The organism is Marinobacter sp. SBS5 (assembly GCF_048285575.1).
Lineage (GTDB): Bacteria > Pseudomonadota > Gammaproteobacteria > Pseudomonadales > Oleiphilaceae > Marinobacter.
In genome coordinates, this window is the sequence record NZ_JBLWAZ010000001.1 from 927691 (window position 1) to 952775 (window position 25085).

Sequence of the window (25085 nt, forward strand, 5' to 3'; positions counted from 1 at the left end):
GGTCAGTTTTTCGGTATCACTCGTTCGCGGACGAAGACAATCAGAATCAATGCCAGCGTGAGCACCGGCCAAGATCCGGTTTGCATGTAGGGCGTGCTGCCGGTGGCTGTGAACACCTCTCCGGTCAGGACGGTCCGCTCAAACTGGGGGGCCCGTTCCGTCATCTGGCCTTTTTCATTGATGATGGTGGTAACGCCGTTGTTGGTGCCCCGAAGCATATAACGGCCTGTTTCCAGCGCGCGCATGCGGGCTAACTGCAAGTGTTGCAGGGGCCCGATGGAGTCACCGAACCAACCATCGTTACTGATCGTCAGCAACAGCCCGGAATTGCGAGCGTTGAAGGCAACAAAATCCGGGTAAGCCACCTCGTAGCAAATGTACGGCATCACGTTGGTGCCATTGGCCTGCAGCGGTGACTGGTTGTCAGGGCCGGGGGAGAAACTGCTCATGGGGAGGTCGAAAAAGCCGATCAGGCCTCTCAGCAGTCCTTCCAACGGAACATATTCTCCGAATGGCACCAGTTTCTGTTTGTGATAAATGCCTTCGCCGTTGCCCATCGCCATGATGCTGTTGTGGAAGGTGTTGCCTGCCTTTTCATCACTGTAGCCATACCAGGGAATGCCGGTGATCAGGGTGCTGTTTTCGCCCAGTCGTTCCTGGATATGGGCGAAGATGGGGCCGGCTTGGTCCTGGGGGATCGGAATCGCGGTTTCGGGCCAAAGGATGATGTCTGCTTGCCAATGATCCTCGGTCATTCCCAAGTAAGTAACGATCTGATCCCGAAGGAAGTCCGGATCCCACTTGATCTGTTGAGGAATGTTGCCCTGCATGGTGACAAAACTCACAGGCTTGTCACTGATATTGGTCCAGCTGGTTTTGTTCAATGCGGGTGCAATGAGCCAAGGCAACAGAGCCGCAATGATCGTTGTCACGGCTGCTTTGGTCCGACCTGCACGCAGCATCCACCAGAATGCATAGGCTGCAGCGGCTGTGGCGGTCACCCAGAAGGTGATTCCGTGAACGCCGGTCACGGGTGCCAGGCCTGCGAGAGGGCCGTCAGTGTGGGCGGTGCCCAGATAGAGCCAGGGGAAACCGGTGAGCAGCCAGCCTCGTAACCAGTCGCCCAGCACCCAAATGGCGGGGAACAAGATCAGGCGGCGGATCAGGTTTTGCTTTGCCAGCTTGCCCCAGAACCAGAAAGCTAGCCCATGGAAGAGGGCAAGGCCCGCCACAAATAAAACCATCAAAATAATAGCGACCGGGATGGGCGTGTTGCCGTGCTCGCTGATACTGATGTAGATCCAGCTGGCGCCGGAGCCAAACAAGCCTACCCCCACTAGCCAGCCCGCACGGAACAGTTTTCCGGAAGGTTGGTGCAGTGCGACCAAGAGGATCAGGAATGCAGACAGAGGCCCGAGCCACCAAAGGTGGAAAGGCGAGAAAGTCAGCGTTTGAACAGCGCCGGCGATCAGGAGGATCGCCGAGCTGAACCAAGGGTTGGCTGTAAACTTGAGGTTTAGCGGGTGGCCTAGGGTTGGCTCATGAGTCACTTCGGGTTACCTGCAGCAAACGGATGACACGGTTATCAGCGTTGGCAATGGTAAACTGCAAGCCGCCGAATTCAACCGTTTCACCGCGTCTGGGCAGGTGGCCAAACTCTTTCAGAACCAATCCACCGATGGTGTCGAACTCTTCTTCGTCCATGCCGGTTTCGAAGAATTCATTGAAATCATCGATCGGGGTAACAGCTTTTACCGCATAGGTGCCATCGCCTCGTGCCTTGATGTGGGTCTCTTCGTCGAAATCATGCTCGTCTTCGATCTCGCCCACAATTTGCTCGAGAACATCCTCAATGGTGATCAGGCCGGCTGTACCGCCGTACTCATCAACCACGATTGCCATGTGGTTGCGGTTCTCTTTGAACTCTTTGAGAAGCTGGTTCAGGCGCTTGCTCTCAGGCACAAAGGTCGGCGGACGGAGGATTTCGCGAATATGAGACCAATCCAGATCATCGTTGAGGGCTAGCGGCAATAAATCTTTGGCCAACAGAACGCCGAGAACGTCATCAGGGCTTTCACCGATCACCGGAAAGCGACTGTGAGCAGAAGCGATGATATCGGGAAGGAACTCTTTGGGGTCCTGAGAGGCTTTGACGGTGATCATCTGAGAGCGCGGAATCATGATTTCTTCCACGCGCATATCGATCACTTGCATCGCACCTTCAATGATACTCATTGAGTCGGTGTCGATGATTTCCTGGGATTCTGCATCCCTCAGGATTTCCAGTACGTCCTCTACGGACTCCGGCCCACTGGAAAAGGCCTGTGAAATACGCTCCAGCCAGGACTTGTTGCCCTGACTGCGACTCGACTGATCGTCGCTCATGAGTCTTTTTCCGTTTCCTCTGCTTCGTAAGGGTTGGCAAACCCGAGCTGCTCAAGCAGCTGGATTTCGAGGCCTTCCATAACCTCGGCGTCACTGTCTTCAATATGGTCGTAGCCCTGAAGATGCAGCATGCCGTGTATTACCATATGAGCCCAGTGGGCCACAGGTTCTTTATGCTGCTCCTGGGCTTCTTTTTCAACAACCGGCGCGCAAATAACAAGATCTCCGGCCAGAGGAAATGTTATACCCGTTGGTGCTTCAAATGGAAAGGACAAAACATTGGTCGGTTTGTCCTTTCCACGGTACTGAAAGTTCAGAGATTGGCTTTCTTCCATGTTAACGATGCGGATCGTAACCTCGGTTTCCGCGTCTCCCTGCCAAGCCAGCTCAGCCCAAGTTTGAAAGCTGGACTCGTCCGGCAGGCCTTCGCCTTCAAATGCATTCTGGAAATCGACTGTTAATTGACTCATGAGCGCGGGCCACTTCCATCATTGAATGAATCGTAAGCTTCAACGATACGCTGAACCAAGGGGTGGCGAACCACGTCTCTTGATTCGAAGCGGGTAAACCCGATGCCTCGAACGTTGCTGAGAACGCTGGCGGCATGGATAAGCCCCGAATCCTGACCGCGCGGCAAATCCACCTGCGTGGTATCGCCGGTAATCACCGCGGTAGAGCCAAAGCCGATACGGGTGAGGAACATTTTCATTTGTTCCCGGGTGGTGTTCTGGCTTTCATCCAGAATAATAAAAGAGTTGTTGAGCGTACGACCACGCATAAACGCCAGCGGCGCAATCTCGATTACACTTTTCTCAATTAATCGGGTGGTTTGTTCAAATCCGAGCATTTCATACAGGGCGTCATAAAGCGGGCGGAGGTAAGGGTCCACTTTCTGAGCAAGGTCGCCCGGCAGAAAACCCAGTTTTTCACCGGCTTCGACCGCAGGGCGCACCAGCAAAATGCGCTTCACCTGCTCGTCTTTCAGGGCTTCCACCGCACAAGCAACCGCCAGCCAGGTTTTACCGGTACCTGCAGGCCCAATGCCGAAGTTGATGTCGTGGGTGCGAACGCTGTGCACATACTTCTGCTGGTTCTGGCCCCGGGGTTTGGCGGTTAGCTTAGGGGTTTTGATGACGGTAATTTGCCCTTCGTTATAGGGCACGTCATCTGGCAGCCTTTCCAGTCCGGTTTCCCGAATGAACAGGTGCACGGTATCCGGCGGGATATCGTCCACGGCTTCGGTTTCCCGGTACATATGACGAATAACTTCCGTGGCGGCAGCAACGTTTTCAGTTGGCCCTTCAACCCGGAAGTGATGGCCGCGACGGCCGACTTTTACCTGCAGACGTTTTTCGATCATCTTCAGGTGTTCATCAAATTGCCCGCACAGCGTGGTGAGTCTTCGCTGGTCTACGGGGTGCAGGTCAAATTGTCTGCTGTCTTGAGTGTTCAATCTTACTCCGTATTGGTTTACTCCCTCTCGATTTTTATGGGGAGTTAGCATTTCTATGTATGTGCATTGGCTCAGGGTTGGTAAGGCTTTCCAAAAAACGCCACGTAAATACGTCCCTGTAGGGCTTCGTCGCGCCATCCTTGGCGCTCCAGATTTTTGGAAAGCCTTACCAACCCTGAACCGTTCAAATAATGTGCAGGCCCGATAGTGAAAAAACAAGTGCAGGTCTATTACCTTTTTGAGGTTTTAGGCCTTTAGTTTTTTTCATGCCATCGTGAAGCCGGAAGGAGGTGGGTTGGTGAAGCCTCCCCAAAATGTGCGGAGCCATGGATGGCGGAGCAGAAGCGCCACATGGATGTGCCGAAGGAGCGGTTTTTGGAAAGCAGTTCCCCAAGGCATCTTTGCACCTGATGAAAACAAGCCGGATATATTAGCAGAAACCCACCAGAGATTGGCCCCGAAACAACCTATAAAATGTGCAATTAGTAAGCCAGTCGCCCCGATGGCTCCTTGCCTGCACAGGGCCCCACTGATAAAGTTGCCGCATCCTTCTTAGCAACCGCAACTCTCAGGTTGAAACAACACGAATGTTAATTAAAAGACTCCGAGGCCTATTCTCCAGCGACCTGTCCATTGACTTGGGCACCGCCAACACACTCATCTATGTGCGGGGTCGTGGCATCGTATTGGACGAACCGTCCGTTGTCGCCATCCGAACTACCAACTCCCAGAAAACCGTTGCAGCGGTGGGTGCCGAAGCAAAGCGCATGCTCGGCCGCACCCCGGGAAACATCACCGCCATTCGCCCCATGAAAGATGGCGTGATCGCAGACTTCGTGGTCACCGAAAAAATGCTCCAGCATTTTATCCATAAGGTGCACGAAAATAGCTTCATTACCCCAAGCCCTCGCGTGCTGGTGTGCGTACCCAGCAAATCTACACAGGTAGAGCGCAAAGCCATTCGCGAATCAGCGCTCGGCGCAGGCGCGCGCGAAGTATTCCTGATTGAAGAGCCCATGGTCGCAGCGATCGGCGCAGGCTTGCCGGTAGAAGAAGCCAGCGGTTCCATGATTGTCGATATCGGTGGTGGTACCACAGAAATCGCCATCATATCCTTGAATGGTATCGTCTACGCAGACTCTGTGCGCGTAGGTGGTGACAAATTTGATGAAGCCATTGTGACTTACGTCCGCCGCAATTACGGCAGCTTGATTGGTGATTCAACGGCCGAACGCATCAAGCATGAAATCGGCTGTGCCTACGAAGGGCTGGAACTGAAAGAAATCGACGTCCGTGGCCGCAACTTGGCTGAGGGTGTTCCCCGCGCATTCACGCTGAACAGCGAAGAGATTCTAGACGCTCTGCAAGAGTCACTGGCTCAAATCGTCCAGACCGTCAAAAGTGCGCTTGAGCAGTCGCCGCCTGAGTTGGCATCCGACATCGCCGAGCGCGGCATCGTACTGACGGGTGGTGGCGCACTCCTGGCAGGCTTGGACAAGCTGATCAGTGAAGAAACCGGGTTGCCTGTAATCATTGCCGAAGACCCGCTGACCTGCGTCGCCCGTGGTGGCGGTAAAGCGCTGGAAGTGATTGATCGCAGCGGCATCGGAATGTTCTCCCAGGAGGGTTAATCCCGTGGGGGGAACTCACCATTAAGACAATCTTCGTTCAGGGGCCGGTACCCGGCTTCCGACTCCTCCTCGTCATTCTGTTATCGGCAGCGTTAATCGCTGCCGATAGCCGTTCTGAAAGACTGTCGATCGTCCGTAGCTCCATTGAGACCGGGTTAGCCCCTGTCTATTGGTTCGGCAATATGCCCGCTCGTTTTGGAGATTGGTTCGACGGCGTATTTGAGGACCACGAAGATTTACAGAAAAAAAACGAAGAACTGCAAACCCGCCTTCTTATTCTGGAACGAAGGGCGCTGAAATACGCCGCCTTGGCGTCCGAGAACAACGAACTCCGCCGTTTAATGAACTCCGCCGAAGTGTTGGATGATCGTGTCATCGTCGGCGAAGTTGTGGGCGTCTCACCCGACCCATATACCCACGAAATCGTGATCAACAAAGGTCAGAGTGACGGCATTAGCGTTGGTCAGGCAGTGTTGGATGCCGAAGGCCTAATGGGACAGGTGATTCAAACCAGCCAGTTTACCTCCCGCGTATTGTTGGTGTCTGACAGCAGTCACGCGGTTCCTGTCGAAGTGCTGCGCAATGGTCTTCGGGCGATTCTGCTTGGCAGTGGCCAGCCCAACACCCTGGATCTGGTGCACGTGCCTGATACGGCGGACATTCGGGAGGGCGATGTGCTGGTCAGTTCTGGTTTAGGTGGTCGGTTCCCTTCCGGTTACCCGGTGGCCGAGATCACCGAGATCGTTAAAGAACCCGGCGAACCGTTCGTCACAATTGGCGCAGCGCCGAAGGCACGATTGAATCAGAGTCGTTTGGTGCTGGTGGTCTTTCAGCCGGAATCCCGGCGCGATGAAGAGGCGGTGAGTCAGGCGGATTCGGTTGAAGGGGAGGCTCCCTGATGTTGTCAGTCATCAGCTATCCACTGTTTATAATCTCGGTTCTGGTGTCGCTGGTACTGAGTATCTCTCTATTTCCGGTGGGTTGGTTTGAGTTTCGGCCCGAGTGGTTGGGGCTGGTGGTGTTTTATTGGACCTTCCGCGCACCGGCTCAATTTGGTGTGATTCTGGCGTGGTGTCTTGGTTTGTTGCTGGATACCCTTGAGTCTACGCCGCTCGGCGTTAACGCGATGGGTATGGCGTTGATCGCCTTTTTGGTTTTAACCGTGCACCAACGTCTTCGCATGTACCCATTGCAGCAGCAATGTCTCATGGTATTTTTGTTACTGGGCATCAACCAGATGCTTGTGCATTTTATCAAGCAGCTGGTTGGGGCTGAGAACACGGGCTTCAGTTATTTGTGGCCGGCAGTAACCAGTGCCTTGATCTGGCCGTTGTTCAGTAGTGTGCTGGACCATATCAATCGAAAACTGGGATAAACCAATATGCCTGATCTGATTCTTGCTTCCGCCTCCCCTCGGCGCGCTGAATTACTCCAGCAGATAGGCTTAAGTTTTCAAGTACAGCCGGCGGATATCGATGAAACCCCCGCCTCCTCTGAAATCCCTGAACATTACGTTGAACGCTTGGCTCGAGAAAAAGCGCTTTGCATCGCGCGCGCGCACCCGGAAAAGCTGGTTCTGGGTTCGGACACCTCGGTGATTCACAATGAAGAGATTTTGGGTAAGCCCGAGTCGACCGAGCAAGCCGTGGGCATGCTGCAGGCGCTGTCGGGAAGCACCCATCAGGTGTTAACCGCTGTGGCGTTGGCAAAAGGTTCGGAGTGCTGGTCTCGGGTTGTGGTCACCGATGTCACGTTCCGGGAACTTGAAGCTGCCGAGATTCGCACTTATGTCGCTAGCGGAGAGCCCATGGATAAAGCGGGAAGTTATGGCATTCAGGGGCTGGGCGGTATTTTTGTCAGTTCGATCAAGGGGAGTTACAGTGCGGTCGTAGGCCTTCCGCTTCAGGAAACCGCAGTCTTGCTCGCCCAAGCGGGCCACCCGGTGATGCAGTCCTGGCCGAGCACTAAGGAGAGTCAACGATGAGCGAAGAAATCCTGATCAACGTAACGCCGGTGGAAACCCGGGTGGCATTGGTCGAAAATGGCATGCTGCAGGAAGCCTACATCGAGCGGACCAGCCGCAAAGGGATCGTCGGTAATATCTACAAAGGCAAAGTGGTGCGAGTATTGCCGGGTATGGAGGCTGCATTCGTTGATATCGGCCTTGAGCGGGCGGCGTTTATTCATGCCTCGGATGTTGTGGCCAGCCAGCCCCCTGCGGAAGAGGAAGGCGAGGGGCCAAGAGTGGTTCCCGATATTCGCACGCTCCTGCGGGAAGGCCAGTCCTTAGTTGTTCAAGTCACCAAGGACCCGATTGGCACCAAAGGCGCACGCCTGACCACGCAACTTTCTGTGCCGTCCCGCTATCTGGTGTTCATGCCGGGGGTCAAGCATATTGGCATTTCCCAGCGCATCGAAGACGACAGCGAACGCGCTCGACTGAAATCGATTATTGAAGAAGCGTCGGCCGAGCATCAAGAAGTTGATGGTGGATACATCATCCGTACGGCCGCCGAAGGCGCGCAGGCGGAAGAGCTCATTGCCGACATGGTGTATCTGCACCGGCTGAGCCAATCGGTTCACGAGCGCATCAACAAAGCCCCGGCACCTTCCGCGGTCTATCAGGATCTCCCGCTGTTTATCCGGACGATTCGTGATTTGATTCGTCCGCAAACCGAAAAGGTGCGCATCGACAGTCGGGAAAGTTATCAGCGAGTGATGGAATTCGTACATGAGTTCGTCACCGAGTTTGCCGACAAGGTGGAGTATTACCCCGGCGAACGACCGATCTTTGATTTGTACTCGGTCGAAGATGAAATTCAGAAAGCACTGAGCCGCAAAGTTCAGCTCAAATCCGGTGGTTACGTCATCATCGATCAAACCGAAGCGATGACCACCATCGACATCAACACGGGCGCTTTTGTCGGGCATCGAAACCTTGAAGAAACCATCTTCAAAACCAATCTCGAAGCAGCCAGATCGATCAGTCGCCAGCTGAGACTCCGAAACCTTGGCGGCATCATTATCATCGACTTTATCGACATGGATGACACGGAGCACCAACGGCAGGTGCACCGGATGCTTGAGAAAATGCTCGAGCGCGACCACGCGAAAACCAAGATCACCGGCGTCTCAGAGCTGGGTTTGGTGGAAATGACGCGAAAGCGCACCACCGAGAGCCTGGGGCAGGTGTTGTGTGAGCCATGCCCGATCTGCGATGGCCGCGGTTTTCTGAAAACCGCGGAAACCGTCTGCTATGAGATTTTCCGTGAAATTCTCCGTGTGAACCGAGTCTACGAGGCGGAGAGTTATCTGGTAATGGCATCCCAGAACGTGGTTGATCGGCTACTCGACGAAGAGTCTGATAACGTGGCGGATCTTGAAACCTTCATCAAAAAGACCATTCGATTCCAGGTTGAGCCTTTCTACAGCCAGGAGCAGTATGATGTGGTGCTGCTCTGATACCTGAGCAGCCGGGCATTTCAGGGGGCTGACCGATAACGATGTCGATCCGTGATGAAGGCAGTGTCCAGTCAGACCCGCCACCCGGGGGGCTGTTTGGCCGTGTGTTGGCCGGCATTGCTTCATGCGTGTGGTGGACTCTGCTCGTCTGCCTGGTTTTGCTGGCGTTGTACGCGGGTATCGGCCGGCAGCTTACTGCCAATATTGATCAATTCTCTGATCGAACCGCGCAAATTCTTTCCGAACAGACAGGACTCGAGGTCAGCATTGGCGGCCTGTCTTCCTCTTGGCAGTGGCTCAACCCCTCGGTAACCGCAACTGACATCATCGTTCGACACCCCGATACCGAAGAGGTGGTGGCTGATCTAGAGCATTTGAGTGCCAAGCTGGATTTTTTGGCTTCTCTTATGCGCTTCAGAATTGTTTTTGAAGATTTCGACGCAGACGGACTCTCGCTCACCCTGAAACGCTCTGCGGTGGCAAGCGACAGCCGCCCTATAGAAGACTTGCTGCAAGATCCGGACAGGGAGAACGGAGGCCTGCAGAAGTGGCTGGATTATGCCGGTACTTGGTTGTCCGACCCTGAAGTGCGAATCACGCGCGTCAGCCTGACTCTCGATGACGGCAAAGATCATTTGCGCCACATCGATATTCCTCAACTGGACTTGCTGTATCGCCGGGGGCTGTTTCAGGCTGCGGGCCGCGCAATGCAAAGCGGCACCGCAACGCAATTGGCCAGCTTTGCGCTGGTGGGGCAGCACTTTTTCCGCGGTGACTTTACTGGCCAGCTTTATTTGGACGTAGACTCCGGTCGATTGTTCGACGGGCTGGTTGATGACGTGAGCTGGAAAGGCATTCGCCTGGAAGGGTTCGATCTCGGGGGCAAGGCTTGGCTGACCTTCGAAGAAGGTGAACTGCAGCAGATTCAGGGCCAAGTAGAAACGCCGTATTTACAGCTGGGCGTGAACAGACAGTCACTGGCACCGCTGGAACATATTCACGCAAGGTTCGGGTGGAAGCGTGGTGAGGCGGTGATGTTCCAGCAACTGCAATGGCAGTGGGTCGGAGATTTCGTGCAACCGTTCAGTTTCAGAATTCAACCTCAAGACGAAGGCTGGGCTCTGGTGGCGGACGCGCTCCCCCTGGAGCCCCTCAGAAGACTGGTGTTGGATTTACAGTTGTTGCCTGAAGTGGCCAATCTGGCGCTAGAGCATTATCGCCCCCAAGGCTATGTGGATGACATGCTATTGCTGCTGCCCGAGCAAGCGGGTGGCTTCAGCTTGTCGGGGCAACTTAGGGATGTCAGCGCGCAAGCATGGCGGGGGGCACCCGGTGCGACGGGGCTTGAGGGTTACTTCGAGCTGTCGGCAAAAGGAGGCTTTGTTGATTTGAATGCGTCCAATCCGGTGACTCTGGGCTTTCCTTCTTTGTTTTTGGATGAGTGGACTTTTGATGCGTTGACCGGTCGGGTGTCTTGGTTAAGGGATGGATCGATCATTCGGGTATTCGCCGATCAACTTCAATTCCGTTTTCAGAAAGAGACCCTTATTACCGGCGCATTTGACCTGAAACTCGACGGGCAGGGCGAAGATAGCCTCGGTTTACGGGTCGGGGTGGAAGATGGCAAAGCGGACATGCTCGCGGCATTCGTACCTGCTCATGTTGTGAATCCGGGGCTCTATGACTGGCTGTCGACCCGTATCGAGGAAGCGGACATTCTCAATGGCGAATATTATGGCCACGGACAGATCGGCTCTGATGCGCCTGGCGGGTCGTTTGTATCGTCTATGTGGTACGAGTTTGAGAAGGGTAAGGTCCGATACGATGATCGATGGCCAGTGGTAACCGAAGCTGCTGGTCGGGTGGAAGTTCAGAATGGCGACACCTTGGTTACGCTTCGGCAGGGGAGCACTGGAGGTTTGGCGGTTGATCAGGCCCAGGTGCAGGTAGTGCCCGGGCATTCGGAAGAGCCCGTTCGAATAAAGGTCGATACTTCGGCGACTGTTCCGGGTGATGCGGTTTCCTGGTGGCTGAGCAATAGTCCGCTCGTAGAGATGGGAGGTTCAGCCCTCGCGGATGCTGATATTCTCGGACAATTCCAGTTAGGCTTGAATATTGATTTGCCGTTGAGTGGCACGCTGCCTGTTACCGTTGCAGCGAGGGTGCAAACAGAGGGGGCTGAATTCGGCCTTCCGCAAGCGGGGCTGACGTGGCGCAACATCACCACTGATCTGACTTACCACACAGAAGCAGGCTTCTCCGGTGGGCCTGTATCGGCAGAGTTTCTCGGGCAGCCGGTAAAACTCTGGTTTGGCCACAGTGGACAGGGCAATGCTTTGCATATCCAGCAAAGTGGTCGCCTGCCGATGCCTTCATTCCTGCGTCAATTTGATCTCGGAAGCGACAGCTCGTTTGGGTTGGATGGCTCGCTGGAATACAGCGCGGGGCTGACGGTAGGTTCAGACGGACTGTCTCCGATTTCTCTGACGTCAGACTTGTTCGGGCTGGCGGTGGATTGGCCGGAGCCCCATGGCAAAGAGGCCTTGGATGCCGCACCACTGGATGTGCAGATTAATCCCTTCGTTGACGAAGGCCTACAAGTGACCGGCGAGTGGGCGGATAGGCTGGCGTTTGATTTGAACCTGAGAGAAGCCGGCTTTGACCTCGCCTTTGAGCATTTATACCTTGGCGAGCATCGGCTTTCCGATATTCAGGTGAGTGCTTTGGACTTGGGTGATCGTTGGGTGGTGAATACCGAATCCGAGCGAGCTGTGGGCCGTGTGGTTATTCCCGACAATGACGGCATTGTAGAGGTGGATCTGCAGAGCCTGAGCTTGAGCCGGCAAGACGAAAGCGAAGTAGCAAAGGATGCCCCGGAGCTGTTGACCCTTGAGCAGCAGTTGGAGGCCTTCCGGGAACTGGATATTGGCAGCTGGCCAAACATAGACGGCAAGGTCGCCGCTTTGAGCGTTGGCGGAAAGCCTGCCGGGCGTTGGGCATTCAAGCTTCGCCCCGAGGATCATCAGTTAAACGTCACCGATATCGAAGGGCAGGTGGGTTCTTTGGCACTCACCGGCGATATGGCTTGGCGCATCCTCGATGGCCGCGAGGTGACCCAATTTAAAGGTCAGCTCGCGGGTGGCGGGGTTAAGGATCTGGAGCCGATTACTGGGAGCTCCATCCCGTTGAACAATGACGAAACTACGATTGAACTGGACGTGGACTGGCCCGGCAGCCCTGCACACCTTGAACTGGGAAAGCTCAGTGGCAATGTCAGTGTTCGTTTGGATAACGGAGTGATTCTCGAGCAAAACAACTCGGCGCAGCTGTTCCGTATTTTTAATCTTCTCAACACCGATACCTTATGGCGCCGCCTGAGCCTGGATTTCTCGGATCTTTATGAGGCCGGCGTGGCATTTGATGCCATCTCGGGCAAGGCGGTGATTACCAATGGTTTGCTCACCCTAGACCCAGAGCTCCAGTTGGTGGGCCCTTCTGGTGCCTTTAAGATCAGTGGCAATACCAATATGGCGACAGAAGATCTGAATATGCGTTTGGTAATGGTATTGCCGATCACCCAAAACCTGCCGTTGGCAGCGCTGCTGATGGGCGCAAGTGCTCCGATTGGTGGTGCTTTGTTTGTTCTGGATAAGATACTGGGGGACCCGCTCAGCAAACTGACCAGTGCTACGTATACTGTGACAGGTAATTGGAGCGAACCAAAGGTTGAGCTGAAAGGTGTTTTTGATACAGGCAAGTAATTCGGGAGACTGGATATGACGAAGGTTGCTGCGATTCAGATGGTCAGTGGTCACGATATTGCCGTCAATCTGGCGGAAGCCGCACGGCTTCTCAAAGAAGCAGCGGAGCATGGTGCCAAAGTAGCCGTATTGCCTGAGAACTTTGCGGTATTGGCCACCAGCCAGATGCAAACCTGTGGTCAGCAGGAAGCCAGTGAAAACCCCGTCGTGAGGCGTTTTCTGGCTGAGCAAGCCAGGGCGCTCAGGCTTTGGATTGTCGGGGGCTCCATGCCTTTGGCGAGCCGACCGGATGGTTCCGTTATTCCAGACCGGGTGAGAGCTTGCTGTTTGGTTTATGACGATCAGGGGGATGAAGTTGCACGCTATGACAAGATCCACCTATTTGATGCGATGGTGGAAGATGCTCATGGCCAATATCGGGAATCCGATGCGTTTGAACCCGGTGATCAGGTTGTCACGATAGACACGCCAGCGGGACGTTTAGGTTTGGCTATTTGCTATGACCTTCGCTTCCCAGAGTTGTTCCGGGCCTTGAGAGAACAAGGTGCCGATTGGGTGTGTTTACCCAGTGCGTTTACCTGGCAGACAGGTGATGCCCATTGGCATGCTCTTATTCGTGCAAGAGCAATTGAAAATCAGATGTGGATGGTGGCGCCGGGGCAGGGTGGTCAGAACAGCGAGCGCCGACGAACCTACGGCCACAGTCTGGTGTGTGATCCGTGGGGCAAAGTGCTTGTCGAAATAGAAGAGGGCCCGGGTGTGGCTCTGGCGGATTTGAAACCGGAGCACTTGAAGCAAGTGAGAGCGCGCATGCCGGTGTGGGAGCACCGGCGCTTATAAATCGCCGGCAGCTTTACTGCTGCTCGGCTTCGTCAATCCATTCTCTCAATGCGCGAAACAGTTTGCGTGACTGCCCGGTATTGTTCTGCTTTTCGACTTCTTTGCGGGCGTTGCGGACTAGATTTCTAAGGTGCTGCACCTCCGCAGCCGGGCAATAGTCTATAAACTCACCAACCACTGAATCCCCGTCAGAAATCATCTTATCGCGCCAGCGCTCAGCTAGGTGATGCCTGCGTGTGTGTTCTTCGCTACCGGAATAGAAAGCGTCAATGGTTTTACTGAGGGTTTCCGGGTCGTCTTCCTGACGAATGATCTTGCCGATGTATTGCAGGTGTCTGCGGCGGGCTTCACGCTGTGTGATGCGGCGTGATTCCAGTATAGCCCGTTGAAGCGTGTCGCTGATCGGGAGCGTGGCCAGCTGGTCGTCGTTCAGTTCCAGCATGCGCTTGCCGAGGCCTTGCAGCTCGTGCATTTCCCGTTTCAATTGCGATTTGCTGGGCCCCAGATACTCTGGAAGTTGGTCGTCAGTATGATCAGTCATGGTTTCTATCGATTCTGTCAGGCGTAAAAGAGGGTGGCCAATCCCAGAAAGGCCATGAAGCCAACTACATCAGTCACCGTTGTCAGAATAACACCACCGGCAAGGGCAGGGTCAATGTTACGGGACTTCAGGAACAAGGGCAGTAAGGTGCCGGCCACGGTGGCGGCCACCAGATTGATGACCAAAGCCGCGGCAATCACACCACCGATCATCCAGTCGCCAAACCAAAGGATCGCCGCGGTGGCCACCACCACGGCCCACAATAAGCCGTTAAGGATACCGGAGAGCAGTTCTCGGTTCAGCAACCAGGCTACGTTAACGCTGGTAATTTGCCCGACGGCCATGCCCCGGATGACCAGTGTCAGGGTCTGGCTGCCCGCGATGCCGCCCATACTGGCAACAATGGGCATGAGGACCGCCAAGGCAACCACCTTGGCAATAGTCTCTTCAAACAGGCCGATCACCGCCGAGGCAGTAAATGCGGTGAGCAGGTTGATGCCGAGCCAAACGGCGCGCCGGCGGGTGGTTTTCATCACCGGGGCAAAGGTGTCTTCATCTTCATCAAGACCGGCCAAACTCATCAAAGAGTGGTCTGCGTCTTCACGTATAACATCGACCACGTCATCGATGGTGATACGGCCCAGCAGCTTGTTGTGCTCGTTGACCACCGGGGCTGAAATCAAGTCATAACGTTCGAACAGGGTAGCCACTTTGGTGTCGGATAGAGTGACCGGGATGGGCTCTATGTCCGTGTCCATAACTTCCCGGACAGTAGACGCCGGGTTGGATACCAGCATTCGGGTGATGGCAAGGGTACCGATAAATTCATCCCGCCGGTTAACCACAATCAGGCTGTCAGTCATGGGGGGAAGGCTGCGGTGGCGGCGTAAATAACGCAGCACGACGTCGATGCTGATGTCCGGGCGCACCGTGATGGTGTCCGTGTTCATCAAACCGCCGGCGGTGTCTTCCGGGTAGGAGAGGACTTCCTCAACCCGTTGCCGGTCCTGTTCGTCCATGGTGTCCAGAACTTCCAGGATCACCGTGTCCGGTAGCTGTTGAAGAAGGTCGGCCAGGTCGTCCGACTCGAAATCTTCAATGATGTCAGCCAGCTCCTGAGCGTTGAACTTGCTCAGGAAGTACCCTCGAATGTCGTCGCCGAGGTGCTGGAGAACCTCACCTTCTAGTTGTTTATCAACCAGATTCCACAACAAAGCCCGCTGACGAGGCGGAGAGGATTCTAGCAGGTGGGCAATATCACTGGGACTAAGGCCGCCATTCAGGATGCGAGCAACCTGCTTCAGCGCGCCACTATCCAGAGCCTCGCTCAGGGAACGGAGTCTCTGGTGGGCCTGACTTTGTTCCAGAATATCAGACATGGATCCACCTACGGTCAGAAAACCTCCGTATTATAGCGGAGTTAGGAGGTGTCGGTGAGGGGGAGTTGTAGGTGAATTGCGAAGAATCAGCCGCCTTCGCCAAAATAATCCGCAATCAGGGTGGTCACAGCGTCGATGGCTTGTTGCTCATCCGGACCATCGGCAATGAGTTCTACCGTTGTACCTTGGCTGGCAGCGAGCATCATTACTTGCATGATGTTCTTGGCATCGACCTTTCGGCCGTTTCGGCTGATCCAGACTTTGGATTCGTGCTGGGAAGCGGTGGCGACTAATTTTGCGGTCGCCCGAGCGTGCAAACCGAGTTTGTTAATGATGGTGACCGTTCGGCTGATCATGGTGAATCAGATTTCCCCTCTGGCCTGCAGATGGGGTAGTTCAGAATGGCGCACCTGTACGTTTCGGTACTTTGTGGCGAAGTGCTTTTTCAGTTGCTCCGACACGTACACCGATCGATGCTGGCCGCCCGTACAACCGATGGAAATGGTCATGTAGCTGCGGTTGCTGTCGGCGAACGAGGGCAGCCAAGAGTCAAGAAAGCCAATGATGTCGTTGACCATCTTTTGGCTCAAAGGCTCGCGCTCAAGAAAATTGATCACCGGTTGGTCGATGCCGGTGTACTTTCTCAGAGTAGTGTCCCAGTAGGGGTTGGGGAGGCACCGGACGTCGAAGACATAATCGGAATCGACCGGGACGCCGTGCTTGAAACCGAAGGATTGAACCAGTAGGGCGAGTTCCTGATCTTTGCGACCTGCAACCCGCTGCTTGACCATGTCGCGCAGCTCATACATGGACAGGCCAGTGGTGTTCACATAAAGATCGGCCAGTCTGGATAGCGGCTCGAGGAGAACTTTCTCGTTGGAAACGGCTTCCGGCAGCGAGGTCTTGTCATCGCTGAGCGGGTGCTTGCGGCGGGTCGCGTGGAAACGCTGCAGCAGAGTTTGTTCGTCGGCATCGAGAAAGATGATTTCCACTTCCATGCCGGTGCTTTTCAGCTGATGGTAGATCGCCTCAAAGTTCGCCAGCTCGCCGGACAGATTACGAGCGTCAATGCTGACCGCCATTTTACGCAGGCGGGTGGGCGCTTCCTGAGTGGTGGCCTCTTGAGTCAGTGGGGACAGAAGGCCGATGGGGAGGTTGTCTATGCAGTAGAACCCCAAATCCTCAAGTACGTGCAGCGCGGTACTTTTGCCCGAGCCTGAGCGGCCGCTGACGATGATCAGCTTCATAACGGTATTCCTCTCATGCTACGCGTTCTGCCCAAACTGTATCAGTTAGGGTTGGAAATCATGGCCTGGTGCAGGCTGCCGGCATCCTGACACTGGCGCAGTTTTTCGCAAAAAGAGCTTTCATTAAACTTCTCGGCAAGCTGACTGAGCAGCTCCAAGTGTTCGCTAGTCGCCTCTCTGGGGACAACCAGGGCGAAAACAATGTCAACCGGTTGGCTGTCGATGGAATCGAAGTCAACCGGTTCGGCCAGTGTCATCAATACGCCGATGACTCTATCCAGCCCGTCCAGACGGCAATGGGGGATAGCTATGCCTTCGCCAATACCGGTACTGCCCAGCCGCTCCCGCGACACCAGGTTGTTAAAGATATCTGTATCGTTGAGGCTTTCATCCTGTTGATGAATGTGTTCAGCGATAAACTCCAGTACACGCTTCTTGCTTGACGCCGCAACCCGGCACAGAGTCAGTTCTGGAGCCAGAATGTTGTCGATGGTCAGGGATGAATCGGTCATAGATCGACTTCATTTCCGTAAAAAAAAGGCTGCGGCCGGATACTCCTGCCGCAGCACGTCTTATTGAAACGCCCGGTTCGGTTTCACGCTAAAGAGCGCGTTAACCGTTACCTTGCATCCGAGCAACTGTTTTCTCTTTATGCTTGAGGATTTGGCGGTCGAGTTTGTCGACCAAGCCGTCGATAGCGGCGTACATATCCTCACTTTCAGCCTTTGCGTGAATTTCGCCACCAATTACGTGGAGGGTAGCTTCGGCCATCTGGCGAACTTTCTCAACTTGCAGTGTCACCTGACAATTACTGATGTGGTCAAAGTGTCTCTCAAGCTTATCAAACTTGGTGGTTACGTAATCCTTTAGTGCGGGAGTCAGTTCTACATGATGGCCTGAAATGTTGAGTTGCATAGGCTTCTCCTGTTGTCATATAGCCGGCTTTTGCCGGACTGAGTGTCAGCACCTCTTGTGCTGACGAATCCTTAAACCAAACGCTTACGCTCGTTCGAGGGAGGGATGTGCATCGCCTCTCTGTACTTGGCTACCGTACGTCGGGCAACATTGATTCCCTGTTCTCCTAGCATGGCTGCAATTTTGCTATCACTCAATGGCTTTTTTGGTGTTTCGTCGGCAATCAGTTTTTTGATCATCGCACGAATCGCCGTTGAGGAACATTCTCCACCCTCGGCAGTGCCCACGTGGCTGGAGAAAAAGTACTTGAGCTCAAAAATGCCCCGCGGGGTATGCATGTATTTTTGAGTGGTGACCCGGGATATGGTCGACTCGTGCATATCCACGGCCTGAGCGATGTCCGAGAGAATTAATGGTTTCATGGCTTCATCGCCATGGTCCAGAAAGCCCTGTTGGTACTCAACAATGCGAGTGGAAACTTTGAGCAAGGTCTCGTTGCGGCTCTGAAGGCTTTTGATAAACCACTTGGCTTCTTGCAGTTGGTCGCGCATGTAGGTGTTGTCAGCGCTGCTGTCGGCCCGCCGAATCAGCGAAGCATAGCTGGCGTTGACGCGAATGCGCGGCGCAATTTCCGGATTAAGCTCTACTCGCCAGCGACCTTCGTGCTTGCGCACGATGACATCCGGAATCACGTAGTCCGGTTCTGTGCGGTCGATGCTGTCGCCGGGGTTGGGATTCAGGCTGGTGATCACCGCCAACACTTCTTTCAATTGGTCTTCTTTCAAGCGGCTACGGCGCAGCAGCTGAGCATAATCCCGGTTGCCCAGTAAATGCAGGAATTGAGTAACCACCAATTTTGCCTGGCGCAACCAAGGGGTCTCAGGCGGCAGCTGGTTCAGCTGGATCATCAGGCAGTCTTGCAGGTCCTTGGCAAATACACCTGGAGGATCAAAATGCTGCAGTCGGCGCAGGACAGCCTGAACTTCGTCGAGTTCGAGCGGATCGTCTTCGGAATCTTCAAACAGGCCCGAATGGATCTCTTCGATGGATGACGTCAAATAGCCTCGGTCATCCACAGCATCCAGCAGAGCGTGTGCGATCGCCTGATCCCTTTCGCTTAACGGAGTCAGGTTCAGTTGCCACTCAAGATGGTCGTGTAGCGTTTCGCTCGGGGAGTTGCGGGTCTCGAAATCGGAGTCGTGTTCGTCTTCACCCCGGCTTGCAGGGGCTGGCGCCGATTGATAGATGTCGTCCCAAGCCGTATCGACAGGTAGGTCGTCTGGGATGGTGTCCGGCGTTTGGTCTTCGGCAGACCAGTCAGGCGCGGTTTCTGATTCGTCCCAATCCGAGCTTTGCGAGTCTGTGCTTTGGTCTTCTTGAGCAGCAGAAGCAGTCTCGTGCTGGTCGTCCTGGCTGCTTTCTCGCTGCTCATTCGAGTCGGTTTGATCGTCGTCCTCGGAGGTTTCCAGCATTGGGTTCGAATCGAGTGCCTGCTGAATTTCCTGCTGAAGGTCCAGCGTGGAAAGCTGCAGTAGCCGTATGGCTTGTTGCAGCTGGGGGGTCATGGTCAGGCTTTGGCCCATTTTAAGCTGTAATGAAGCTTTCATAACCATGGCTCAAAATCCATAACGTGCCTGTATCCTGATATATAGCATTGCTTGCGAATGAAAAAAATTGTTGTGTGCTGGTAACTTGCAGCGCATGCCCAACAATTTAAGCAAGTACCCTGCCGAGTTTACTTGCTAGCGTTCAGCAAAACAATCAGCCCGGCTTTCAGGTCTGCGATTGTCTATAGTCGGAACTCGTCTCCAAGGTAAACTTCTTTCACCTGCTGGTTGGCAAGAATGGCATCCGCGTTGCCCGATGCGATGATGTGGCCACCAGAGACAATGTAGGCATTCTCACAAATATCGAGCGTTTCGCGTACGTTGTGGTCGGTAATGAGAACGCCGATGCCTTTGTCGCGAAGATGTCGGATGATGTGTTTTATGTCGCTGACCGAAATAGGGTCAACTCCGGCAAAGGGCTCATCCAGAAGAATGAACGCGGGCTCCATAGCCAAAGCCCGAGCAATCTCTACCCGACGACGTTCACCGCCCGAAAGTGCCATACCCACGCTGTCGCGAATGTGGGTAATGTGAAACTCTTCGAGTAGCTCTTCCAGTTTGGCTTCGCGATCCGCTTTAGACAGCGATTTGCGAGTTTCCAGAATGGCCATAATGTTGTCGCGCACGGTCAGCTTGCGGAATACCGACGCTTCCTGAGGCAAATAACCGATGCCTTTTCGCGCACGTCCATGCATGGGGAGGGGGGTAATATCGTTGTTGTCTATGGTGATGCGGCCGTGGTCCGCGGGCACCAGTCCAACAATCATGTAAAAGCAGGTAGTTTTACCGGCACCGTTGGGGCCCAGCAGGCCAACAATTTCGCCGGAACGAATTTCCAGAGAAACGTCCAGAACCACTTTTTTCTGCTTGTAGCTTTTTGCCAGATTACTGGCCCTGAGAACTGCCATCAGAACCTTCCTGTTATTGACCTGAACTGCGCGGCTGAATCACCATTTCTACTCGGCCTGAGCCTTCACCCTCAACGTTGCCACCTTCTGCGGTGACCACCCGATTCACGGTGTCGTAGTGGATAATATCACCCCGAAAGGTGCTGCCACCTTGCTCGATCAAGGCTTCTCGCTCAAAGGTAAGCTGGCTGTCTTTCGCCGACCAGGTGATGTTCCGGGCTTCGGCATTGATGACGGCGGTTTCGTCCTGCGATGGCTGGCGGTAATGGGCGGGGCTGCCGCTCGCCTCAATTCTGCTCAGGCCTTGAGGGCTGCGATAAAGAACGACGCGTTCCGCATCCAGTTTAACGTTGCCTTGCACCAGTTCTACGGCTCCGGTGTAGATGGCTGTGCCAGCGCTGTCATCCAGGCGTGCAGAGTTGGCGCTGACTTTGATGGGCTCATCGGAGTCCAGCGTGAAGGCTGCTGCCGGGCTGGCCAGAAAAGCGGCTGCCATAATCAGCGGAAAAAGAAGTCGGTTACCTGATGGGATCATAATGCCCTTCCACTTGGGAATTGAGTTCCAGAATTCGGTCGTCTAGCCAGGCTTTCATGCCTGTTGCTTTGGTGGTTCCGTGGGGCTCGATGATGGTCACCGGTTGATCGGTGTACACGGTACCCTCGGTATTGTTCAGGGTTAGCTCGTTGGTTTTGAAGGTGGTATCAGAGCCTTGAAGCTGTCGATGGATGACAACGTTACCGTTCAGGTTAACTAGCCCATCGTCTTGCAGAAGGCTACCTTGATCCGCCTCAATATTCCACGGCACCGGGTCGCCTTCTCCATGCAGGGTGGCACGGGGCTTCTCCATGGCGGCGAGGTTGTTGCGTTCGAACTGCTCGATGCGAGGGCTGGTCATGCGAATTTTCGGGTTGCCCTGTGCGTCCCAGGTCCGGTAATCCGCCTGGATGATAAAACCGTCTGGCTCCGCCGGCCCGCGAAGCTCTTTGGCGTCGTCCTGACTGCCTGGTGGTTCCTCACTTTGCCACATGAGAAACAGGGTGGCTGCTATCGTGCCGCCCAACGCCAGCGTTCTGGCCCACGCTTTGCCTTTTCCGGGGCTGAACAGTCGAGTGATCACAGCGCTTCGCTCACATAGGGTGCGAGGGTTGTTGTGAGTCGGTCTTGCGACCAGAGAATCAGGTCGCAGGCTTCTCGCACTGCGCCACTGCCGCCGGCAACCGTGGTGCAGTAATCTGCATGCTGTCTAACCAGCCAGTAACCGTTCGGGACGGTGATACCAAGGCCGGCGAATTGCAGTGCAGGAAGGTCTGGCAAATCATCGCCCATGTAGGCGATCTGCTCTGGTGTGATGTCCATGTTGGCCACCAGCTCTTGCAGGGCAATTTTCTTGTCTTCCCGCCCTTGCATGAGGTGGCTGATGCCTAGGTCGTTCATGCGTTTTTCGGTTAGAGGAGAGCGCCTGCCGGTAATTACGGCAACGGTGATGCCAGCGTTCATCAGCTGCTTCAGCCCCAAACCATCCAGAATGTTGAAGGTTTTCAGTTCATCGCCGCTGGCGCTGAAATAGAGCTTGCCGTCACTCATTATGCCGTCAACATCAAAGGCGACCAGTTTGATGGTCGCTGCTTTGGTGCGGAGTTCATCGCTCCAGTGTTGGCTGAGTGGTGGTGTCAGTTCTGGCATCAGATAACCCCCGCCCGCAACAGGTCGTGCATGTTGATGGCGCCGACCAGATTGCCTTCGCTATCAGTCACCGGCAGGGCGTTGATTTTTAGCTCTTCCATAATGTTGAGCGCATCGGCCGCCAGCTGATCTGCCTGAATGGTTTTACCGTTGCGCGTCATGATCTGAGCGATGGCGGTGGTGTGCACATCAACGGATTTGTCCAAGGTTCGGCGCAGGTCGCCGTCGGTAAAGATGCCGGTCAGCTCGCCAGTGGCGTTCACGACGGTGGTCATGCCCAGACCTTTGCGGGTTATTTCCAGAAGTGCGCCGCTCAGGGTGGTGGTTTCAAGTACACGGGGAACCTTGTCGCCGGTGTGCATAATGTCGGAAACGCGCAGCAGTAGGCGTCGCCCCAGCCGGCCGCCCGGGTGAGAAAAAGCGAAGTCTTCCGCGCTGAACCCGCGGGCTTCCAGCAACGCGACTGCTAAAGCATCACCCATCACCAGTGTGGCCGTGGTGCTGGATGTGGGGGCCAACCCAAGTGGGCAGGCTTCACTGGCGACACTGACGTCCAGGTTGGCCTCGGCTTCTTTTGCGAGTAAAGAGTCCGGGTTGCCCGTCATGCTGATCAGGGGCGCGCCCATTCGCCGGATTAAAGGTAGAATAGTGACGACTTCGCTGGTGCTGCCGCTGTTGGAGATGGCGATAACCACGTCTTGCGGGGTGATCATGCCGAGATCACCGTGGCTGGCTTCACCCGGGTGCACGAAAAAAGAGGGCGTGCCGGTGCTGGCCAGAGTGGCGGCAATCTTGTTGCCGATGTGGCCGGATTTGCCCATCCCTGTCACCACGACTCGGCCTTTGCAGGCCATGATGATGTCGCAGGCACGGCTGAACTCGCCATTGATACGGTGTTCGAGTGCTTCGATTGCATCCCGTTCAATCCGGATGGCCCGAACGGCTGAGTTGCGGTAATCCCGGGAACTTGAAGAGTTTGAATCTGTCATCTCGGCTGGCTTTGCTCGGTCGGTCTGTGAACCCGGCCCTGTTATCGGGACGGATGACTATGGCAGAAAGTATACCATTGATACCCGGTAGGGCTGCCAATGTTCAGGACATCTGAACGTTGCAATCAGTACATTTTAATAACCTGAGATTGAGGTCAGGCGACGCTTATCTTAATGTAGGCGCTCCTCGAAAAGGATGGATTATGGAGTCATCTGCATACATTACGCTAAAGGATGTGGTGTTTTCCCGCTCCGGTCGGCGCATTTTTGATGGTATTACCCTGGATATTCCTGTGGGTAAGATTACCGCCATTATGGGGCCAAGTGGCACCGGCAAGACGACGCTGCTTCGGGTTATCGGCGGACAACTCAAGCCGGATTCAGGCCAGGTCATGGTGGCGGGTCACGAAGTTCCGAAACTCAAGCGGAAGGAGTTGTACCGCCTGCGCGAAAAGATGGGCATGCTCTTCCAGAGTGGTGCACTGTTCACGGATATCAGCGTGTTCGAGAACGTGGCTTTCCCGCTGCGCGTACATACCTCCCTGCCGGAAGACATGATCCGCGATATCGTGTTGATGAAGTTGGAAGCGGTAGGGCTGCGTGGCGCCCGGGATCTGATGCCTTCAGAGCTTTCCGGTGGCATGACCCGGCGTGTAGCGCTGGCCCGAAGCATAGCGCTTGATCCGGAGTTGATTATGTACGACGAGCCCTTTGCCGGTCAGGATCCGATCGCAATGGGTGTGCTGGTTAAGTTGATCAGAGATCTCAATAGCTCGATGGGTCTGACCAGTGTGCTGGTGTCTCACGATGTGCCGGAATCCCTGAGTATTTGCCATTACGCGTGCATCATTGCCGATGGCAAGGTGATTGGCACGGGTACGCCGGACGAATTGCGTAACCACCCATCGGAGCTGGTTCGTCAGTTTTTGAGCGGTGAGCCAGACGGTCCGGTCCCCTTCCATTACCCGGCTCGTGATTCCGTCGCTGACTTCGGCCTTAAAGGAGCCTCGTTATGATGGATTACGTAGCGGGCTTCGGTCGCAGAAGTATGGAAATTGTTGGCTCATTGGGCCGCGCCACCCAGTTTTTGGTGGGCGTTCTCGTGGGTGTGCCAAAGCCGGCGACGGGCTTCCCGCTCCTCATTAAACAGCTCTACTCAGTGGGTGTGCTCTCGCTGGCCATTGTTGTGGTTTCCGGCTTGTTTATTGGCATGGTGTTGGCGCTTCAGGGGTACACCATTCTCAGTGATTACGGCTCAGAGGCCGCGATTGGTCAGATGATTGCGCTGACCTTGGTGCGAGAACTTGGGCCGGTCGTTACGGCGCTGTTATTTGCCGGCCGGGCAGGCTCCGCGTTGACCGCAGAAATTGGTTTGATGAAGGCGACCGAGCAGCTGTCCAGTATGGAAATGATGGGCGTTGACCCGTTGCGCCGTGTCATTGCGCCTCGCCTATGGGCTGGCTTTATCGCGATGCCCATATTGGCAATGATTTTCTCGGTGGTCGGTATTTGGGGTGGCATGCTGGTTGGCGTGGATTGGCTGGGTGTCTTTGAAGGTTCGTTCTGGGGCAACATGCAGTCATCGGTCGATTTTCTGGACGATGTGCTGAACGGCGTCATTAAAACTGTGGTGTTTGGGTTTGTGTGTGCCTGGATAGCTGTCTATCAAGGGTACGACTGTGTACCCACGTCTGCAGGCATCAGTTCTGCGACGACCAAGACAGTTGTTTATTCATCACTGGCGGTGCTCGGCCTCGATTTCGTGCTGACCGCTGTTATGTTTGGCGATTTTTAATAAGGATTCTAGGGCCCTGTTATGGTGCAGAGAACAACGGAAATAGTGGTAGGTTTCTTCATGATCGCTGGGCTGGCAGCTCTGCTGTTCCTGGCGTTGCAGGTGAGCGGATTGTCGCCGAAGTCGGCCGCGTCGACATACACGATATACGCTAACTTCAATGATGTGGGTGGCCTGACGCCTCGGGGCAAAGTGTCGATGGCGGGTGTGACGGTGGGCTCGATCGAGTCCATCAGCTTGGATAAAAATACCTTCCAGGCCAAAGTGACCATGGCCATTCATGCGGATGTGGACACCATTCCGGCCGACAGCGCGGCGGTCATTCGTACATCCGGACTGTTGGGTGAGCAGTATATTGATATTTCTATCGGTGGGGATATGGAATCGTTGAGTGAGGGTGACACGTTTTATTCCACCCAGTCTGCGATGAATCTGGAAAGGCTGATCAGCAATTTTGCCTCGGGCCGCTGATAACAGCTTAGAAAAGG

26 protein-coding genes are annotated in these 25085 nt (G+C 54.8%); 10 read left to right on the top strand and 16 right to left on the bottom strand.

The annotated features are described in order from the left end of the window. Positions 1-2 precede the first annotated feature (2 nt). Genes lnt through ACNQ6O_RS04465 form a run of 4 tightly spaced genes read right to left on the bottom strand, consistent with a single transcriptional unit; the run spans position 3 to position 3838 of the window. On the bottom strand, positions 3-1550 hold the full coding sequence (lnt, locus tag ACNQ6O_RS04450) for an apolipoprotein N-acyltransferase (RefSeq protein WP_418052029.1): 1548 nt from the start codon (positions 1548-1550) through the stop codon (positions 3-5). Continuing rightward, positions 1540-2385 (bottom strand): HlyC/CorC family transporter, encoded by an 846-nt coding sequence (locus ACNQ6O_RS04455; protein ID WP_418052030.1) that lies wholly within the window; start codon positions 2383-2385, stop codon positions 1540-1542. The genes lnt and ACNQ6O_RS04455 overlap by 11 nt, the downstream gene beginning before the upstream one ends. Beyond that, on the bottom strand, positions 2382-2855 hold the full coding sequence (gene ybeY / locus ACNQ6O_RS04460; RefSeq protein ID WP_418052031.1) for an rRNA maturation RNase YbeY: 474 nt from the start codon (positions 2853-2855) through the stop codon (positions 2382-2384). Before ybeY ends, ACNQ6O_RS04455 begins: the two co-directional genes overlap by 4 nt. Further along, positions 2852-3838 (bottom strand): PhoH family protein, encoded by a 987-nt coding sequence (locus ACNQ6O_RS04465; protein WP_418052032.1) that lies wholly within the window; start codon positions 3836-3838, stop codon positions 2852-2854. Before ACNQ6O_RS04465 ends, ybeY begins: the two co-directional genes overlap by 4 nt. A 587-nt stretch (positions 3839-4425) precedes the next feature. On the opposite strand from ACNQ6O_RS04465, the gene ACNQ6O_RS04470 reads away from it, so the two are divergent. From ACNQ6O_RS04470 to ACNQ6O_RS04500, 7 genes are read left to right on the top strand one after another with little or no spacing between them, the layout of a single operon-like run. Next, positions 4426-5469: a rod shape-determining protein gene (locus ACNQ6O_RS04470; protein ID WP_418052033.1), complete on the top strand. Its 1044-nt coding sequence runs from the start codon at positions 4426-4428 to the stop codon at positions 5467-5469. Between the two features lie 29 nt (positions 5470-5498). Continuing rightward, entirely contained in the window at positions 5499-6368 is an 870-nt protein-coding gene (gene mreC, locus ACNQ6O_RS04475; protein ID WP_418052268.1) for a rod shape-determining protein MreC, read from the top strand. Further along, positions 6368-6844 (top strand): rod shape-determining protein MreD, encoded by a 477-nt coding sequence (gene mreD / locus ACNQ6O_RS04480; RefSeq protein WP_418052034.1) that lies wholly within the window; start codon positions 6368-6370, stop codon positions 6842-6844. Before mreC ends, mreD begins: the two co-directional genes overlap by 1 nt. Positions 6845-6850: 6 nt before the next feature. After that, complete coding sequence (locus tag ACNQ6O_RS04485; RefSeq protein ID WP_418052035.1) at positions 6851-7453, top strand: Maf family protein; 603 nt, start codon at positions 6851-6853, stop codon at positions 7451-7453. Further along, positions 7450-8931 carry a ribonuclease G gene (gene rng, locus ACNQ6O_RS04490; protein WP_418052036.1) on the top strand — a complete coding sequence of 494 codons (1482 nt, stop codon included), beginning with the start codon at positions 7450-7452 and terminating at the stop codon, positions 8929-8931. The genes ACNQ6O_RS04485 and rng overlap by 4 nt, the downstream gene beginning before the upstream one ends. A gap of 41 nt (positions 8932-8972) precedes the next feature. After that, positions 8973-12692: a YhdP family protein gene (locus ACNQ6O_RS04495; protein WP_418052037.1), complete on the top strand. Its 3720-nt coding sequence runs from the start codon at positions 8973-8975 to the stop codon at positions 12690-12692. A 15-nt stretch (positions 12693-12707) separates the two neighbouring features. Beyond that, a complete protein-coding gene (locus tag ACNQ6O_RS04500) occupies positions 12708-13532 on the top strand; it encodes a carbon-nitrogen hydrolase family protein (protein WP_418052038.1) in 825 nt (274 codons plus the stop codon). A 13-nt stretch (positions 13533-13545) separates the two neighbouring features. On the opposite strand, the gene yjgA is transcribed toward ACNQ6O_RS04500, so the two are convergent. The 12 genes from yjgA to ACNQ6O_RS04560 all read right to left on the bottom strand — a co-directional run bounded on the left by yjgA (position 13546) and on the right by ACNQ6O_RS04560 (position 22802). Next, complete coding sequence (gene yjgA, locus ACNQ6O_RS04505; protein ID WP_418052039.1) at positions 13546-14073, bottom strand: ribosome biogenesis factor YjgA; 528 nt, start codon at positions 14071-14073, stop codon at positions 13546-13548. 17 nt (positions 14074-14090) lie between these two features. Then, the gene (gene mgtE / locus ACNQ6O_RS04510) at positions 14091-15452 is read right to left on the bottom strand and encodes a magnesium transporter (protein ID WP_418052040.1); all 1362 of its coding nucleotides are present in this window, start codon (positions 15450-15452) and stop codon (positions 14091-14093) included. An 86-nt stretch (positions 15453-15538) separates the two neighbouring features. Then, complete coding sequence (locus ACNQ6O_RS04515; RefSeq protein WP_418052041.1) at positions 15539-15808, bottom strand: HPr family phosphocarrier protein; 270 nt, start codon at positions 15806-15808, stop codon at positions 15539-15541. Between the two features lie 6 nt (positions 15809-15814). Then, a complete protein-coding gene (rapZ, locus tag ACNQ6O_RS04520) occupies positions 15815-16699 on the bottom strand; it encodes an RNase adapter RapZ (protein ID WP_418052042.1) in 885 nt (294 codons plus the stop codon). A gap of 41 nt (positions 16700-16740) precedes the next feature. After that, positions 16741-17211 carry a PTS IIA-like nitrogen regulatory protein PtsN gene (gene ptsN, locus ACNQ6O_RS04525; RefSeq protein WP_418052043.1) on the bottom strand — a complete coding sequence of 157 codons (471 nt, stop codon included), beginning with the start codon at positions 17209-17211 and terminating at the stop codon, positions 16741-16743. 100 nt (positions 17212-17311) lie between these two features. Next, positions 17312-17614 (bottom strand): ribosome hibernation promoting factor, encoded by a 303-nt coding sequence (hpf, locus tag ACNQ6O_RS04530; protein WP_418052044.1) that lies wholly within the window; start codon positions 17612-17614, stop codon positions 17312-17314. A gap of 71 nt (positions 17615-17685) precedes the next feature. Next, the gene (locus tag ACNQ6O_RS04535) at positions 17686-19227 is read right to left on the bottom strand and encodes an RNA polymerase factor sigma-54 (RefSeq protein ID WP_418052045.1); all 1542 of its coding nucleotides are present in this window, start codon (positions 19225-19227) and stop codon (positions 17686-17688) included. Between the two features lie 176 nt (positions 19228-19403). Next, complete coding sequence (gene lptB, locus ACNQ6O_RS04540) at positions 19404-20129, bottom strand: LPS export ABC transporter ATP-binding protein (RefSeq protein ID WP_114334105.1); 726 nt, start codon at positions 20127-20129, stop codon at positions 19404-19406. 13 nt (positions 20130-20142) lie between these two features. Further along, positions 20143-20664 carry a lipopolysaccharide transport periplasmic protein LptA gene (lptA, locus tag ACNQ6O_RS04545; RefSeq protein WP_418052046.1) on the bottom strand — a complete coding sequence of 174 codons (522 nt, stop codon included), beginning with the start codon at positions 20662-20664 and terminating at the stop codon, positions 20143-20145. Then, positions 20648-21247, bottom strand: coding sequence for an LPS export ABC transporter periplasmic protein LptC (gene lptC, locus ACNQ6O_RS04550; protein ID WP_418052047.1), 600 nt, complete (start codon positions 21245-21247; stop codon positions 20648-20650). Before lptC ends, lptA begins: the two co-directional genes overlap by 17 nt. Next, positions 21244-21813 (bottom strand): 3-deoxy-manno-octulosonate-8-phosphatase KdsC, encoded by a 570-nt coding sequence (kdsC, locus tag ACNQ6O_RS04555; RefSeq protein ID WP_418052048.1) that lies wholly within the window; start codon positions 21811-21813, stop codon positions 21244-21246. Before kdsC ends, lptC begins: the two co-directional genes overlap by 4 nt. Further along, positions 21813-22802, bottom strand: coding sequence for a KpsF/GutQ family sugar-phosphate isomerase (locus tag ACNQ6O_RS04560; RefSeq protein ID WP_418052049.1), 990 nt, complete (start codon positions 22800-22802; stop codon positions 21813-21815). Before ACNQ6O_RS04560 ends, kdsC begins: the two co-directional genes overlap by 1 nt. Positions 22803-23005: 203 nt before the next feature. On the opposite strand from ACNQ6O_RS04560, the gene ACNQ6O_RS04565 reads away from it, so the two are divergent. From ACNQ6O_RS04565 to mlaD, 3 genes are read left to right on the top strand one after another with little or no spacing between them, the layout of a single operon-like run. Continuing rightward, on the top strand, positions 23006-23818 hold the full coding sequence (locus ACNQ6O_RS04565; RefSeq protein WP_418052050.1) for an ABC transporter ATP-binding protein: 813 nt from the start codon (positions 23006-23008) through the stop codon (positions 23816-23818). Further along, complete coding sequence (gene mlaE / locus ACNQ6O_RS04570; RefSeq protein WP_418052051.1) at positions 23815-24597, top strand: lipid asymmetry maintenance ABC transporter permease subunit MlaE; 783 nt, start codon at positions 23815-23817, stop codon at positions 24595-24597. Before ACNQ6O_RS04565 ends, mlaE begins: the two co-directional genes overlap by 4 nt. A gap of 21 nt (positions 24598-24618) precedes the next feature. Continuing rightward, positions 24619-25068: an outer membrane lipid asymmetry maintenance protein MlaD gene (gene mlaD / locus ACNQ6O_RS04575; protein ID WP_418052052.1), complete on the top strand. Its 450-nt coding sequence runs from the start codon at positions 24619-24621 to the stop codon at positions 25066-25068. Positions 25069-25085 lie beyond the last annotated feature (17 nt).